Source organism: Algoriphagus kandeliae, assembly GCF_004571135.1.
Lineage (GTDB): Bacteria > Bacteroidota > Bacteroidia > Cytophagales > Cyclobacteriaceae > Algoriphagus > Algoriphagus kandeliae.
Map to the genome: position 1 here is coordinate 799,261 of NZ_SPSB01000002.1, position 14,182 is coordinate 813,442.

Below are 14,182 nucleotides of genomic sequence, written 5' to 3' on the forward strand. Positions count from 1 at the left end.
TCCGGGAGGCGGGCTTCGCTTAGCTCGCGATGACGTTTTTTTTAAGGGTTCCACTCAACTTTTTAGAGCCTCACAAGTTTCTACACCATGTTAGAACACTTCTTCCAATGTCCCCATTGCTTTCAGGAGATTTCCATGCTTCTCGATCCCTCTGTCGGCCGACAGGAATATATCGAGGATTGTGAAGTTTGCTGCAATCCCATTGAGCTTCAGGTGGAGTTTGAGGATGGTGAATTGGTCTATTTTGAAGCTAACTCAATTGAACAATAATGTTGTTTAAGGAAAGTGATTCCCTAGAAGAAATTTGGCAAGTAGTCAAGCATGAACTACATCGAGGGGCATTAGATGCTAAGCATCCTTTTCATTGGGTGAATTTGGGTACGGTTTCTTCGGATTTTCCATCAGTTAGGACTGTAGTGCTGAGAAAGGTAAGTGAGGAGTTTCATTTTTTTGTTTATACAGATTACCGATCAGAAAAGTGCTCGGATTTGAAGATCAACCCGAATGCTACGCTTCATTTTTACCATCCTAAAAAGCAGGTCCAAATTCGGGTAAAAGCTCAAACTAAGCTTCATTATCAGGATGAATTAGCAAGAGAAATTTGGAGGACTATTCCAGCACAACGAAGATCAGAATATTCCGCCGCCAAAGCCCCAGGAACTCCCATTCCCCATTTCCAAGCGGGCAGTAAAGAGGGAAATCCTTCTGATCATTTTTTATGTGTTTTGGAATTTTTGCCGATAGAAATTGAGCTTTTGCAGCTTCAAAGAAAAGGACACTTGAGGTTATTCTTTTCGAAAAAGGAAAACTGGCAAGGGACTTGGATGGTGCCTTGATTTTCGATCCTGTTTTACCCTTGGGAGTTTATACTCATCAACTCCCGAACAGAAATTGCTGGAATAGATGATGATTTAAAATCCTTGAGATTCCGAGTAATGATATAATCGATCCCAACAATCTCCTCAGCAGTAGTGATTTGCACAGCATCTTCGAAATCCTTGTGAAGTGACCTAAGCGCAGTCAAAAAGCCCTTTGCTGTTACATCAGAGATCTTAATCATTTCGGCTAATTCGAGCAGTGTTTCTCTTAGTTTTTTATCCTCCAAATATTTTTTTAGTACGTAGTGGGTATTTGCCAAGACATGAGTGGAGGTGTAAAGCTCAATTTTTCCGGATTCAGCAAGTTGAAAAAGCTCTATTGCTTCCTGCGTAAATGGAGGTCTATTAGTCAAAAAGTCAATAATAATATTAGTGTCTAGAAAGATTTTCATCTCAAATACTTTTCCTCCAGTCCTTTTCTTAATTCTTCTTCCAAATCAAAGTCGGCAGGAATTTCAATCTTTCCCGAAATGTGTTTGATCTTTGAAGAAATTTCTGAAGATGCAGGCTTTTCAGTCAGATTTTCAAAAAAATCCTCTACTAAACTGGAGAGGCTTTTTCCAGTTTGGGAGGCATAGACTTTTGCCTTTTCGATGATATCCTCATCCAAAGAAAGAGTGAGCTTTTTATTCATACGTATAAAATTAAAAATTATACGTGAATTATTCAATAATACCTGTTTTTCTGCCTTAAATATTCCACCAATAGGTGAATTTCAGCACAATTGATCTGTTTTTGGTATAAAAAGGAGCTGGAAGGTAATTATCCGTGTAAACAATAAACAAGTCCGATGCAGGCTTAAATCTCCATTGGAAACGGGTATTCAGATTGATGTTTTTGATTTGTTCATTGTACTGAACAAATGCTGTGAAAAAGAGGGTATTGGTCATGGTCACATCTACCCGTGGGCCTACCAACCAAAAATCTGTATTCCCCCAAGGTTCTGGAAGATTGATGCGATTGAAATTCGTGCTTAAGGCCAAACTGACATAGGGCTGAAAACGATAGCCAAGATCCGTGGTGAAATTATATCGTTTTCCATCAGCGTAATATCCACCAAGTCGAGTAGTGAAGCTGTAGGTAAATAAACTTTGGGGCTTGGAGGTGTATTCTGCACCTAAGGCCGTCCAAGAATGGTCTGTTCCTGCTGGCAGTGTTTCTCCAGAAAAATTGGTGGGATCAAATGGTCTTTGCAGTTTGATAAAGTCATAAGCCGTCCATAGCATAAAAGTGCTTTGGCTTCGCCATTTGATGCTGTAGGCCACATAGGTGGTGTTATCGGTTTTGACTCCTTCCTTGTTGAAGAAATAGGTTACGCCGATATCGGGTCCATGACTGAGGATTTTTTCGCTTACTGGAAACCAACGATAACCGATGGTAGGGTTGATTTTGGTATAGCCTCGTCGGGGGACATAACCAACTTCTGCCGTGTAGTTTTCAGAAACCAATTCATGCTGCCAATTCCAGGTCAGATTACCGGATGCATATTTTAAATTGGCTGCATGCACAAAGCCATTTGCCAAGTTATCCGGCCCGAAGCTTTGGAGTAGCATGGCTTTTCCAGTCCACAAATTATTAGAAGAAGCCAGGTTGTATTCTAGCCCCACATTCCGGTTGAATTGAGAGTAAACAGGCGCTTCTGAATCTGGATCAGGATTGTAGTTTAGGGATTGCTTGTTGATGAAAATCCCAGTGATATTACTTCTGGCCCCAACCTGTCTTTGCAATGCCATCACGGTGAAATTTTGAGAGGGAAGCCCCTCCTCACTTACTTCTCCCGTCTGCATATTCATGGCTCCGATACGCCAGTCCTTGTTGATTTTCCCGCTAAGTCGGGCGCCAAATTGGATAGGAGCATTGAGACCGATTCTTCTGGAGAAAAAGGGCCGGATTGTACTATAGCCGAAGTTGGCGAAGAGATCTCCGTTCTCTAGAAAGAATTGCCTTCTTTCTGGGAAAAAGAGCTCAAATCGATCCAAATTGGTCACTTGTCGGTCTACTTCCACTTGGGAAAAATCTGGATTGACCGTCAAGTCCAAATTCAGGGAAGAAGTCAGGGAAATTTTAGCATCCATCCCGATTTCTCTTCGATAGGAAGTTTCCCCATTGTTTTCAAAATCCTTGGAAACTCCTCCCAATAAATAGGGAATGACTGAAATATTGGCCCCCGGGTCAGGAGGTGGATTATCCCAAACAAGAATTCCAGTGTAAGCTAAGGATGCTGAAGGGAATTGTCGAGGTACTGGAGCCCAGCCTGATTTTTCGGTTGTCTTGAGGTCGAGTCGGGAAAAGTTCACTCCCCATTCTTTAATTCCCTTTTTGTATCGAATGGATTTGAAAGGAATGGCTGCCTCAAAAATCCATTTGTCCTCGTAGTTACGGACTTTGGAAGTCCATTTGTTATCCCAACTTAAATCTACGCTTCCACCATTGTACATGATGCCGTCCCATTGGGCACCGGCGGCATTGGCTCCAAAAGAAAACCCATTTGTTTGATCATCAAAAGGATCCATGAAAAGGAGGAAGTTGTCATTTTTCCCAAAGCTGAAATCTCTTCGTAGAGACTCCACCATGTAGGGGCCTTCGACTGCATGGTGATTGACGACGATTAAGTACAAGTTTTGGTCGTCATAAGTCATTCTGACATCAGTTTTGACCTGAGCAAAACTCGTGTCCATTGGGGTAATCATAAAAAAGTCAGTGGCCACTTCGGCGTCTAGCCAGGCTTGTTCATCAAGAACTCCATCAATAATGATTTCCGAACTTGCTTTTTGGATAGCCAAGCGGTAGGCATCATTGATTTTTTGAGCTTTCACAGGGAATACAAGCAAAAAGCCAAGAAGAAAGGAAAGTAGGCGTAATCGGGTCATGGGGATAAAGCCCTCAAAATTAAGATTTTTGGAGGCTGATTTTTGTGACTTTTATAGCAAAGGCTGGATGAATGGATTATTGTTTGACTCGGAAGGAGAAAGTAAGATTGATCTGTCTTCGGATGAACTGTGAGTCTCCTTCGGTGTAGAAGTTTACTCCTTCGGTAATGAATCGATTTCTTCTGGAATTGAGAATATCATTCACTGTGAAGATCAAACGGCCTCGCTCGTCCAAAATTTGTTTACTTGCAGAAAGGTCCATGAAGAATATTCCTTTCCTTACGCCTTGAGCCGTTTTTTGTCTTGCATCATAATTGGTTCTAAGCTGCAAGTCCCAACCTCCTTCCAAGGTAAATCGGGAAGTTTGCCTTGCTAAGAATGAAGTGGTTTTCGCTTGAAAATCTGCTTGAATATTACTTCCGTCAATATCTGCATGAAAGAAATTCAAATTCAGATCCAGTTTCCACCAATTCACTGGTCGATAGTCTGCACTGAATTCTAGGCCGAATGATTGCTCTCCTGTCAAATTGTAGGGTAGGGTGGTAGCAAAACCCTCTTCATTGACAGTTCGTATCCGTTCGATTTTGTCGACCGTATTCCGAAAATAAGCTGTTGAAAATAGTGTTCCTTTCTCGAAATATTTGATGTGACCCAGTTCGAAGGCATCCGTAAATTCAGGATCTAAATCTGGATTGCCACTGAAGAAATTCCGCTGATCGGAAAAAGTCACATAGGGGCTGAGATCATTGTAAACCGGTCTCCTTACTCGACGGGAATAGCTGAGTTGAAATGCGTTTTCTTCCGAAATATTGTAGGTCAAATGTGCACTTGGAAATAGATTGGTGTATTTGCGTGGATTCCGCTCATTGGTTTCTGCCAAAATCGTCTCCACATCCGTATGCTCCGCACGAAGGCCCGCTTGGTAGCTCCAATTTCCCGTTTTGTTTCCCAGAATTCCATAAGCTGCCAAGATATTTTCATTGTAGAGGAAAATATTATCCAAACCAGGAAGCGGCACTAAATCCCCGCTTTCGTTTTCTTGGGAAACGATAAAGTCGTTTTCCATTTCCCGAAAACTGGTTCGAATTCCTGTTTCAAACTTTCCTTCCGTTCCTAATGGCTTGGTGTAGTCCACTTGAAGCAGGTATTGATTTTCGAATTCATCATTTAGGGAAGTCTGCACCAAATTCTCTTCGGGAATGGCTTGTCCATTTTCATCAAATCGAAACTCGGTAAAGAGCTGATCTGAATTTTCCCAATAATTCAGGTAGGTAAAGGTTGCCGTTAGTTCATGGCCTTTTTCTGCAAAGCTCCGCTTGTAATTCAATGCAATTTCCGAGTTGGGCTCTTTTTCTTTTTCGTCTTGTCTTCGAAGGGAGTAGCCTAGGAAATTATCCAAAGAATTTAAATAGTCATCATAGCGGATATCGGTGATTCTTCTACCGTCAGTTCTACGCCAAAGGTAAGACAAGGTCAAAACGCTTTGTTCGGAAAAGAAATAATCCAAGCCTCCGCGAATATTATTATTCCAACCTCGAAGCTCTCCTGAATTGGCTTGGTTTAAAATCAAGGTATTTCCATCTTCATAGACTTCTTGGTACTGTTCGCTTACATAAGGCTGATATCTGCGCGCAAAACCATAATTGATGAACCAGTTGATCCGGTTTTTCCGGTAGTTCAGATTGGCAGAGAATCCCAGATTTAAGGGAGTGCCCGCAATTACTTCAAATGATCCATTGAAACCCTGTTTATTGTCCTTTTTTAGGATAATGTTGATTACGCCGGCCATTCCTTCTGCTTCATAGCGCGCAGAAGGGTTGGTAATGACTTCGACTCGCTCGACGAGATTGGCGGGGAGCTGACGCAATCCTGAGGAGCCTTTGAAGCTTACTAAACCAGAAGGTTTTCCGTCAATCAAAATCCGAACATTTGATGAGCCTCTAAGCCGAACATTACCCTCAGGATCCACGGCTACAGAAGGTAAATTCATCAAAATATCCGTAGCTGTTCCTCCGGCATTGGCCAAGTCTTTACCTACGTTGAAAATTCGTTTATCCAAAGAAAGCTCCATCAAGGTTTTTTCCCCCTGAACGAGAACTTCCTCCAAGTCTTCAGCAGAAGATTTGAGAAAAATGGTACCTAAATCCACTTGAATGCCAGATCGGGAAAGCTCAAAGAGCTCGCTTTTAAAGGATTCAAATCCCATGAATTCTACCAATGCGTAGAACTTCCCAAAAGGTAGATCGATGGTAAAACTTCCATTTTCTTCAGTAATCCCCCCTCCAACAAGGCTGTCGGAAGGAGAGTAAACTGCTACAGAAGCAAAAGAAAGGGCTTGTTTGGAATTTTGGTCCTGGATTTTTCCCTGCAGTTTCCCTTGCGAAAAGGCAGGGAGGCTAAAAAGCAGAAAGCAGGTAAACCCGGCTAAAAAAAGCCGAAAGTTGAATTTTGGCGTTATCATAGGTTTGTAGGCTGGGCTGGTAAGTTTTAGCTCACCATTAAGAATCTTAATTTAAAATTCTTAAATGGGAATTAAACTTAAATTTTTACCAATGGTGTGAGGGATGTTGGGTTTGGGGAAACGCCCTTAATGAAGACTGAATTTTTTAGCGACAATTACAGTCAAAAACTATTTTTTAAATATTCAATAGCTTAAATTTATTCTTGTAATCAATTCATTTTCAATTATGTGGATCGCTAGTAAAAATGGATTTATATCCATTGTTCAACATCGGGATATGCCCGATCAGGTATTGCTTCGGGCTCGGGTTAAGAAAGATTTGGAATCACTTTTTCCAAGTGAGGAGATCATTGCCACTCCGGAGGCGGATTATGGTTTTCGGGTATTTGTGAGTAAAGAAAAGGCTGTAGAAATCATCTCCAAGCAGGTAATGGATATCGACTATCCCAACTTTAAAAATGCTATCGCGAAGATTCCGAACCAAAGGGATAAGCTTGATGCGTATCATGACATTTGGGGTGTGATGTGGAACTATGCAAAAAATCAATGAATATGAAAATCACGTTTGTTACAGGTCCGAGCGGGGTCGGAAAAAGCAGCTACATTGAGCGGGAATATTCCGGAAAAGAGAAGGTATGTATCTTCAATATTTCGAGAAAAGCGAGGGATCTTTTTGGAAGTTATGAAGCTATGGAGGATGGCGATAAGGAATTGCAGGCTATAAACGAATCCTGCAGCGAAGCATTTATGGCCTTGATGGATGGGAATGAAGTGGTCGTGGAATACTACACTGATGGGTATGATGATGGGCTTTTTGCTCTTTGTAATAAAGCTAAATCTTTGGGGATCCGAACTGAGGTCATCACGCTCACCACAGATGCGGATGTGGCATGGGTGCGTGTCCAAAAAGCTGGAAGAGATTATTTTCCTTCTTCAAGAATTAAAGAAGATACAGAAATGGTATTGATGGGAGTGCTGGAGGATGTGGAATTCAATTTGGATTTTGAGAGAATCTGTGAAATAGGAGCAGAAGGTGGCACCATTAATTTTTATCGTTTTAAAAAGGGGAATCAGGATCGTTTTTTCTTTACTACAGATGAGAGTGGGTATTTTGACTTTGAGCCTGATTATGACTTTGAGAAAATCCTTGGGGTGAATTACATTGAAGAGTTCGATAATTTCAAAGAAGCTTTTTCTGCATTGTTGGAGAAGTACCCGATTTTTCGTCTTTATCCATTGGGAATCCATGATAAATACAAGCGGGAATTCAAGGAGGCCTATCAAAACTTTCTCAAACAGGAAGGGATTCTAGAGGAAGATCCTACTTGGGGTCATCATTTTAATTAAACTCCTAGAGCGAAGCTAGCTTTATGATTTTCAGCTAAATCTACCTACCTTTTAACATGCTATAAATTCAAATTTTATGAAAAAGTTAGGCTTAGCTTGCTTGGTGCTATTCATGAGTTTTTCTCTGACAGCCTTGGCTCAGGATGAAATTCCAGCCCATATCAAAGATCACATTACTTATCCTGTTTTGGACTTTCATCCATTTGTTGGAGTTATGCCTATTCAGGATCCAGCTTTAATGTATGATTCTACTTTGGAGTATAAGGTGGTTTTGGACTTATATGGAAGAATTCGGGATACCACAGCTATACATCAGACCTTTTTGGAGGTAGCAAGAACCTATAATTTGGGGATTGCCACAGGTGTCCCAGCTGAAAAACTTCATATCGCTGCAGTTATTCATGGAGGTTTGGTTCAGGCCATCTTGAATAAAGAGAAGTATCAGGAGAAGTTTGGGAAAAGCAATCCCAATTTGGAAGCGCTACAAAAATTAAAAGAGGTTGGAGTGGAATTTTATGTCTGTGGGCAAAGTATGGGATTTATGAACATCAAAGAAGAAGAAATCTCTGACTTGGTTCACCCCGCGATATCAGCAAAATTTTCCTTTGTCACCTTGGACAAACAAGGCTATACCTATCTGAATATTAGTAATTAGGTTCGGAAAACTTATTTAAAAAAAATCCCCCGATTTTACTTCGGGGGATTTTCATTTTTTAATCTTTTTATCAGAATGCTCTTTCCTTCAAATGATCATCTAGGTTTAGTAATTCCACTCCTTTTTCCAACCAATCTGGAGCAGCTTCACCTTTCAAGTGATGATTGAAGAATTCCATCATCCGTACGCTGTAGTCCTTTCGATTTTCCAGCTTACTCAAACCGTGGTTTTCCCCTTTGTATTGCACCAAAACCACTGGTTTTTTCAACCTTCTCAGGGCAGAATAATATTCGATTCCCTGCGTAAAGTCCACCGCTCCGTCTTTGTCATTATGAAGCATCAAAAGAGGAGTCTTGACATTTTTCACATGGTAAACTGGGCTGTTTCGCTCGTATGCTTCCCAGTTTTCCCAAGGTCCACCTCGGAATCTACCTTGTGAAGCTTCGAAGATGGACATATTTCCACTTCCTGAATTCCAATAGATCAAATCGTACATGGAAATCATATTGGTCAATGGAGCTCCTGCAGCGGCAGCCTTGAACATATCAGTTTGCGTGATCAGGAAGGAAGTTTGATAACCTCCCCAAGAGTGGCCATGAATACCGATGTTATTTTCGTCGATGACACCTGTTTTGATAGCTTCTTTTACCGCAGGGATTACACACCAAACTGCGGACATGCCTGGATCGTCGAGCTTGTAAACGATGTCTGGAATAAAGACTGCGAAACCATTGGAAGTATACACGTTTGGATTCCAACCCGTTCCGCTATACCCTGGATTGGACCAATTGTGACGGGTTTGGGAAAGCTTTTCGTAATAGTACACAACGGTCGGGTACTTTTTGCCCTCTTCGTATTCGGCTGGTAAGAAAAGCGTACCTTGAAGTTTATCCCCTTTATCGGAGACATAATCTACTAGCATAGTACCTTCAGACCAAGCATATTTTTTCGCATCAGGAGCATTTTCCGTTACTTGCTGAAGGGAAGAAATGGAGGCGTCCGTCAAGTAAACTTGGGTAGGCTCATTGAATTTCTCCTTGTATAGATAATAGGTTTCCGAATTCTTGGCTTTAGAGAGTGTTCCGAAATTAGCATCATCCCAAATCAATACCTTGGCTCCGGCCATCATTCCGCCTTTTTTCGCTGGAGAAAGCTGTGCAATTCCAGATTTTTTCGTCCATTCCCCATACATGCGGATATAGGCAGGCTTGCTGAGATCGATGCCTTTTTCCTCAGGATCCAAGGTGAATCGATACTGATAGCGGATTTGATCTTCTCTTCCGTTTACTGTCAAATTAACAGGGCTTTCTTTAGTAGAAGCCACTGGAACTTGCCAAATGTCCCATCCGTCTCGAAGAAGGACGTATTTACTGTCTGAGCTCCATCCCAAAGCACTGTATAATGGCTTTTCTACATTATGATCGTCTTCCACATTGACAAAGGAAACAGGCATTCCTTCGGTGATATTTTTGCTTTGCCCTGTAGGAATATCATAGATGTAGTAATGTCCATCTTGACCATAAATCAACTTCGTTCCATCAGGAGATTCTCTTGGGAAAGAGCCAAAAGAAGGCAAATAGAATTTTTTGAAAAGCTCTTTTCGCTCTCCAGTCTTCAGATCCACGATGTAAAAATCCCTGTAACTCTGACCGTTTAGATTTCCATCCAATTCATAAGCCTGAAAATCCGATCCTAAGGCATAACGCTGCTTATCCAAAATATTCAAGTCTCTCATGCTGCTATCCTGCAATTGGATATGTTTGCCAGCATTGACATCATACATGGACCAGAAACTATAATTTTTATCCTGATTCTGCATGACTTGTTGTCTTGATTGCAAGCGGGTGTCATTCCAGTGCCAGATGGTCATATCAGGCTTTTTCGCATCGTTTTCTTTTTTGCCATTCACCTTGCCAGAGTCCAATTTGGCGATAGCTTTTTGTAAATCTGAAATGGATTTGATGGTGGTGTCTGCCATGATTTTCTTCATGGCTTCGGCTTCGGCCTTTTTCACAGAGTCTTGATCTACTTCTTTTTTCTCCTCCTTTTTCTCAGCTAAAACCAAAGGATGGATGCCATAAAATAAGCGAGTCAAATCTTCGGACCACATCGGTCTTCTGTTTGGAGAAATGGTGTAAGCCTGATCAAAATTGACAGAGTCTTTTTCAGGATTATAAACCGTGACCTGAGGAGCAGCTAGATTTTTCACTCCCACAACCTGTCCCTTGTCTTGCTTATATTTCTTGTCCTTGACCATTTTTAAGGCAGCAAAAGCATCGCCTTTTTCAGTCCATGCAAGAGATCTATAGGAAGCCTTATCTGAATCCAAGATTTGCATGCTATTGCCTGCTACATTCATCAAATACAAACCATTCCCTGATTGATTGGCTGCATCGACTGTATAGGCTAGATAAGTTCCGGCTTTGTTGAAAACGAAATCTGCCACATTCCCCACATTTTGAGTTTTCTCAGAGGCAAGATGGTAGATCAATAAATCCGAACCGCGGGCATCTCCACCATTTCCATTTCCCTCTTTTGAAAGGTTGATGGCCAGATGGGTAGAGGCTTCACCATTAAATGAGTAATTGCTGACATTTTCGAATTCCTTCTTGTTATCAGTTCCGAGTTTTACCAGAATTGCCTTGTTCTTCAAAGGCTTCCCTTTGCTTTTCTCATTGGCCTTCTTCTGGGCAAAGGTTGGGTATTCGGTGTAGGCAAACCATTTTCCATCCTCACTAAATTGCATAGATGGGAAGTTGGTCGAACCAATTTTGAAAATTTTCTTACTGGATTCATCTCCTACTTTTTGGAGAATGATTTCACCGTCACCTTCGAGTTGGACGAGTCCATAAGCCATCCACAGTCCGTCAGGAGAAAGTCGGAAAGCTGAGCCTGGCATGTATTTCCAGGTAGGGATATCTTTCCAAGTGATGGGTTTGGTGTCTTGGGCGATTGCCAAACTGGCAACAAGGAAAAGTGCCCAGAATGTGAATAAGTGTCTTTTGATCATTGGTAAATCTTTTTTCTGAAGCAGGAAATTAGGGAAAATAAAGGATAGTCCTGTGCGATTTTGTAAGAACGGATGAAAAAAGCAACATTATTGCATCTTCGAAAATGAATTTTATACCGATATCGCCGAAAATTCTTAATTATCTCTTCCCGGTTTCATAGATTTTGCTGCTGTGTTGACTTTAGGCTTACTGATAATTGTACTTGTACAGGGCCTCCCGGGTAAGATTTCTCGTCTTTCGCTCGTAAAATCTTGAAAAAATATTCAGCCCAACTCCAGTGAATGTCAAGGGAATCAGGAGATCATTCTGACTGGAAGACTGGGATTCAAAACCTACTGCAAGAAAGAAAATCCCGATCCCTAGGGCTGAGTTGACTACATTCGCTACTGTGCTTACTTTTTCTCTTCTCAGAACCTGCTCATATAGCTGCAAAGCTTCCGGATTGGATTGAAACCGTGTTAAAACCTGATCCGTTTCCAGCTGCATGGGGCCTTCGGAGATATTGATTTTTGGACCCAAAAAACCGTCCATTACATCCATGCTTAGAAATGCATCTGCACCTCCAGAATAATGATAGGCATTGAAATCATTGATTGAACGTCGGATTCTTCTATCTGCATCCCGAATCAGAATACTCCCAGTCCCCTGTACAACCCCTCCACCAAAAGTCACCCAAAACCAAGGTCGGACATTGGCCGGGGTGATTTCATTGGTAAATAGATAGGCAACCGAACCGATGCTTACTGCCAAGCCTGTGAGATTGATGGCAGTACCCCAATTCTTTTTTCGCTGGTAGGCGGAAAATCTAAACTCTTCACTTTGCACAGAATTTATTAAGGCCGCTACCTCTGCGGGACTGGATTTTTGCCCATCCAAGTAGTATGTGGTTTGATTCAAAAAGCCTTCTTTGAAGGTGATGATGGGTTGTGTAGAATAATTTCCAGGAAAGTAGGTTCGGGACTCTTGGGTGTTTTGGGCTGAAGAAATGCTAATGCATAATGTTAAAAATACGGTGAGGAAGAATTTCACAAAATTATTTTCCATGACCTGAATCACTTTTTGTAGACTATTTTCACATTCAACGAAAAGCTTAACTGAAAGTTTCTGAATGGAGGGTTTTCATATCTGGAAATTTTAAAGTTAAAGAAGCCTTTCTGTGCTTTTAGGGGCATAAACAAAAAAACCTTCCAGGTTTTCAAATCCTGGAAGGTCACACAACTTACAATCTAAATTCAGATTTCTATCGATTACTTTTTAAAAACCACTTTTCCCCCCATCACCGTCATAGCAACTTGAGTTTTCAATATTTCATCCTCAGCTACCTCCATGATGTTTTGATCAAAGACCGTGAAATCAGCTGCTTTTCCCACTTCGATTGAGCCTTTGAAATCCTCTTCAAACTCCGCAAAAGCTCCGTCTAGGGTGTAAGACTTCAAAGCCTGCTCTCGGGTCATTTTTTGATCGCCTTCATAGCCTCCTTCTGGAAGACCTTCCAAAGTTTTTCGGGTTACAGAAGCATAAAATGAAGGAATTGCATCCACCGGTTCTACAGGAGCATCTGTTCCGTTGGCGATTCGAGCTCCTGTTTGAAAGAGTTTCTGCCAAACATACGCTCCGTCAATGATTCGCTTTTCACCCAATCTATCAATGGCCCAAGGACGATCCGAACTCAAATGAATGGCCTGCATAGCTGCGATGACTCCCAATTCTCCGAATCTTGGGATATCATCTGGATGCAAATGTTGGGCATGCTCGATGCGGAATCGATGATCTTGGATTTCTGGATTTTTGGCAAAAGCTGCTTCGTACCGATCCAAAATCTCCTGATTTGCGCGATCTCCAATAGCATGCGAGCAAACCTGAAATCCGAGTGGCAAAGCCTTTTCAGAAACTTCTGTTACCACGGACATCGGTAGAGTTTCATGTCCTCTATGTCCCGGTCTGTCCGCATAGTCTTCCAGCAACCAAGCTCCTCTAGGTCCTAAGGCCCCGTCGCAGTTCAATTTGATGGAACGGACTGTCAACAAGTGATCTTCAGAATCAATCATCGGGCCTTTCTTGTACCACTCTTCCAAAAGCTCCGGCTGACGCCCTGTAAGCATAATATACATTCGAGCGGTGAGTTTGCCTTCATCTTTGAATTTTTGAACCAAATCGATCACATCCTGACCTGATCCTGCATCATGAAAAGAAGTAATTCCCTTTTCTGCTAATTCCTGCAATGCCAAGGTTAAGGCTTCTTCTGCTCGCTCAGGGGTTTCTTCAGGAACTAATCGTGCCACAAGGCTTGATGCTCTTTCGGTCAAAACGCCTGTAGGATTCCCCAATTCATCCACGATAATTTCACCGCCTTCTACTTCTCCCGGACGCTCACCTTGTAAATTGGAAATACCTGCTAGTTCAAGTGCTTTCGAGTTGGCAAAAGTGGCATGCCCTGATGCATGGCGAAGAAATACCGGATTGTCAGGAGAAACTTCATTCAAAGCATCATTGGTTTGGAAGCCTTTGACCATTTTCTCAGGTTTTTGGATCCACTTGTCCTGATGCCATCCACGACCCGTAATCCAGTCTCCGGGCTTGGCTTTTGCGACAGCCTCGGCTACTTTTTCCACTAATTCATCATAGGTTTTGACATACATCAGATCAAGCTCCAGCTTGTTGTATCCGATTCCCATCAAGTGGGCATGAGACTCGATAAAACCCGGAGTCATGGTTTTCCCTGCTAAATCGATGACTTCAGTATTTTCTCCAACCAATTCCTGGATTTCGGCAGTGGTTCCCACCGCCTGAATCATTCCGTATTTGACAGCAACTGCTTCCACTTTGGGATTGGATTCATCAACTGTATAAATGATTCCGTTGATAAAAACAGAGTCAGCAGGATTTTCCGGCCCGGAGGTACAGGAAAACCCGAAAAATGCCACTAGGGCAAGGATATATAATTTTCTCATAATCGTTGA

The 14,182-nt window shown here is 41.9% G+C and carries 12 protein-coding genes; 5 read left to right on the forward strand and 7 right to left on the reverse strand.

What is annotated here, in order from left to right; genetic code table 11:
• Nucleotides 1-87 precede the first annotated feature (87 nt).
• Both E4S40_RS08045 and E4S40_RS08050 read left to right on the forward strand, forming a co-directional pair.
• Nucleotides 88-270 carry a CPXCG motif-containing cysteine-rich protein gene (locus tag E4S40_RS08045; RefSeq protein ID WP_135072825.1) on the forward strand — a complete coding sequence of 61 codons (183 nt, stop codon included), beginning with the start codon at nt 88-90 and terminating at the stop codon, nt 268-270.
• Complete coding sequence (locus E4S40_RS08050) at nt 270-836, forward strand: pyridoxamine 5'-phosphate oxidase family protein (RefSeq protein WP_135072826.1); 567 nt, start codon at nt 270-272, stop codon at nt 834-836. Before E4S40_RS08045 ends, E4S40_RS08050 begins: the two co-directional genes overlap by 1 nt.
• Nucleotides 837-850: 14 nt before the next feature.
• On the opposite strand, the gene E4S40_RS08055 is transcribed toward E4S40_RS08050, so the two are convergent.
• The 4 genes from E4S40_RS08055 to E4S40_RS08070 all read right to left on the reverse strand — a co-directional run bounded on the left by E4S40_RS08055 (nt 851) and on the right by E4S40_RS08070 (nt 6,209).
• Nucleotides 851-1,270, reverse strand: coding sequence for a type II toxin-antitoxin system VapC family toxin (locus E4S40_RS08055; protein WP_135072827.1), 420 nt, complete (start codon nt 1,268-1,270; stop codon nt 851-853).
• Complete coding sequence (locus E4S40_RS08060) at nt 1,267-1,512, reverse strand: DUF6364 family protein (RefSeq protein WP_135072828.1); 246 nt, start codon at nt 1,510-1,512, stop codon at nt 1,267-1,269. Before E4S40_RS08060 ends, E4S40_RS08055 begins: the two co-directional genes overlap by 4 nt.
• A 55-nt stretch (nt 1,513-1,567) precedes the next feature.
• Complete coding sequence (locus tag E4S40_RS08065; RefSeq protein WP_135072829.1) at nt 1,568-3,748, reverse strand: DUF5916 domain-containing protein; 2,181 nt, start codon at nt 3,746-3,748, stop codon at nt 1,568-1,570.
• A gap of 76 nt (nt 3,749-3,824) precedes the next feature.
• The gene (locus E4S40_RS08070) at nt 3,825-6,209 is read right to left on the reverse strand and encodes an outer membrane beta-barrel family protein (RefSeq protein WP_135072830.1); all 2,385 of its coding nucleotides are present in this window, start codon (nt 6,207-6,209) and stop codon (nt 3,825-3,827) included.
• A 226-nt stretch (nt 6,210-6,435) separates the two neighbouring features.
• Between E4S40_RS08070 and E4S40_RS08075 the strand changes: the two genes are divergently transcribed.
• From E4S40_RS08075 to E4S40_RS08085, 3 genes are all read left to right on the forward strand, one after another.
• Nucleotides 6,436-6,759, forward strand: coding sequence for a hypothetical protein (locus E4S40_RS08075; RefSeq protein ID WP_135072832.1), 324 nt, complete (start codon nt 6,436-6,438; stop codon nt 6,757-6,759).
• Nucleotides 6,760-6,761: 2 nt separating this feature from the next.
• Entirely contained in the window at nt 6,762-7,556 is a 795-nt protein-coding gene (locus E4S40_RS08080; RefSeq protein ID WP_135072834.1) for a hypothetical protein, read from the forward strand.
• Nucleotides 7,557-7,632: 76 nt separating this feature from the next.
• Nucleotides 7,633-8,211, forward strand: coding sequence for a DsrE family protein (locus E4S40_RS08085; RefSeq protein ID WP_135072836.1), 579 nt, complete (start codon nt 7,633-7,635; stop codon nt 8,209-8,211).
• 70 nt (nt 8,212-8,281) lie between these two features.
• On the opposite strand, the gene E4S40_RS08090 is transcribed toward E4S40_RS08085, so the two are convergent.
• The 3 genes from E4S40_RS08090 to E4S40_RS08100 all read right to left on the reverse strand — a co-directional run bounded on the left by E4S40_RS08090 (nt 8,282) and on the right by E4S40_RS08100 (nt 14,173).
• Nucleotides 8,282-11,221: a S9 family peptidase gene (locus E4S40_RS08090; RefSeq protein ID WP_135072838.1), complete on the reverse strand. Its 2,940-nt coding sequence runs from the start codon at nt 11,219-11,221 to the stop codon at nt 8,282-8,284.
• Between the two features lie 187 nt (nt 11,222-11,408).
• Complete coding sequence (locus tag E4S40_RS08095; RefSeq protein ID WP_135072841.1) at nt 11,409-12,266, reverse strand: hypothetical protein; 858 nt, start codon at nt 12,264-12,266, stop codon at nt 11,409-11,411.
• A 203-nt stretch (nt 12,267-12,469) separates the two neighbouring features.
• Entirely contained in the window at nt 12,470-14,173 is a 1,704-nt protein-coding gene (locus E4S40_RS08100; RefSeq protein WP_135072843.1) for an amidohydrolase, read from the reverse strand.
• Nucleotides 14,174-14,182 lie beyond the last annotated feature (9 nt).

Bases quoted from the DNA above. Each gene is read 5' to 3' on its own strand.
- E4S40_RS08055 (WP_135072827.1), bottom strand. From the start codon at position 1,270: ATGAAAATCTTTCTAGACACTAATATTATTATTGACTTTTTGACTAAT.
- E4S40_RS08100 (WP_135072843.1), bottom strand. From the start codon at position 14,173: ATGAGAAAATTATATATCCTTGCCCTAGTGGCATTTTTCGGGTTTTCC.
- E4S40_RS08090 (WP_135072838.1), bottom strand. From the start codon at position 11,221: ATGATCAAAAGACACTTATTCACATTCTGGGCACTTTTCCTTGTTGCC.
- E4S40_RS08060 (WP_135072828.1), bottom strand. From the start codon at position 1,512: ATGAATAAAAAGCTCACTCTTTCTTTGGATGAGGATATCATCGAAAAG.
- E4S40_RS08065 (WP_135072829.1), bottom strand. From the start codon at position 3,748: ATGACCCGATTACGCCTACTTTCCTTTCTTCTTGGCTTTTTGCTTGTA.
- E4S40_RS08070 (WP_135072830.1), bottom strand. From the start codon at position 6,209: ATGATAACGCCAAAATTCAACTTTCGGCTTTTTTTAGCCGGGTTTACC.
- E4S40_RS08095 (WP_135072841.1), bottom strand. From the start codon at position 12,266: ATGGAAAATAATTTTGTGAAATTCTTCCTCACCGTATTTTTAACATTA.
- E4S40_RS08085 (WP_135072836.1), top strand. From the start codon at position 7,633: ATGAAAAAGTTAGGCTTAGCTTGCTTGGTGCTATTCATGAGTTTTTCT.
- E4S40_RS08080 (WP_135072834.1), top strand. From the start codon at position 6,762: ATGAAAATCACGTTTGTTACAGGTCCGAGCGGGGTCGGAAAAAGCAGC.
- E4S40_RS08045 (WP_135072825.1), top strand. From the start codon at position 88: ATGTTAGAACACTTCTTCCAATGTCCCCATTGCTTTCAGGAGATTTCC.
- E4S40_RS08075 (WP_135072832.1), top strand. From the start codon at position 6,436: ATGTGGATCGCTAGTAAAAATGGATTTATATCCATTGTTCAACATCGG.
- E4S40_RS08050 (WP_135072826.1), top strand. From the start codon at position 270: ATGTTGTTTAAGGAAAGTGATTCCCTAGAAGAAATTTGGCAAGTAGTC.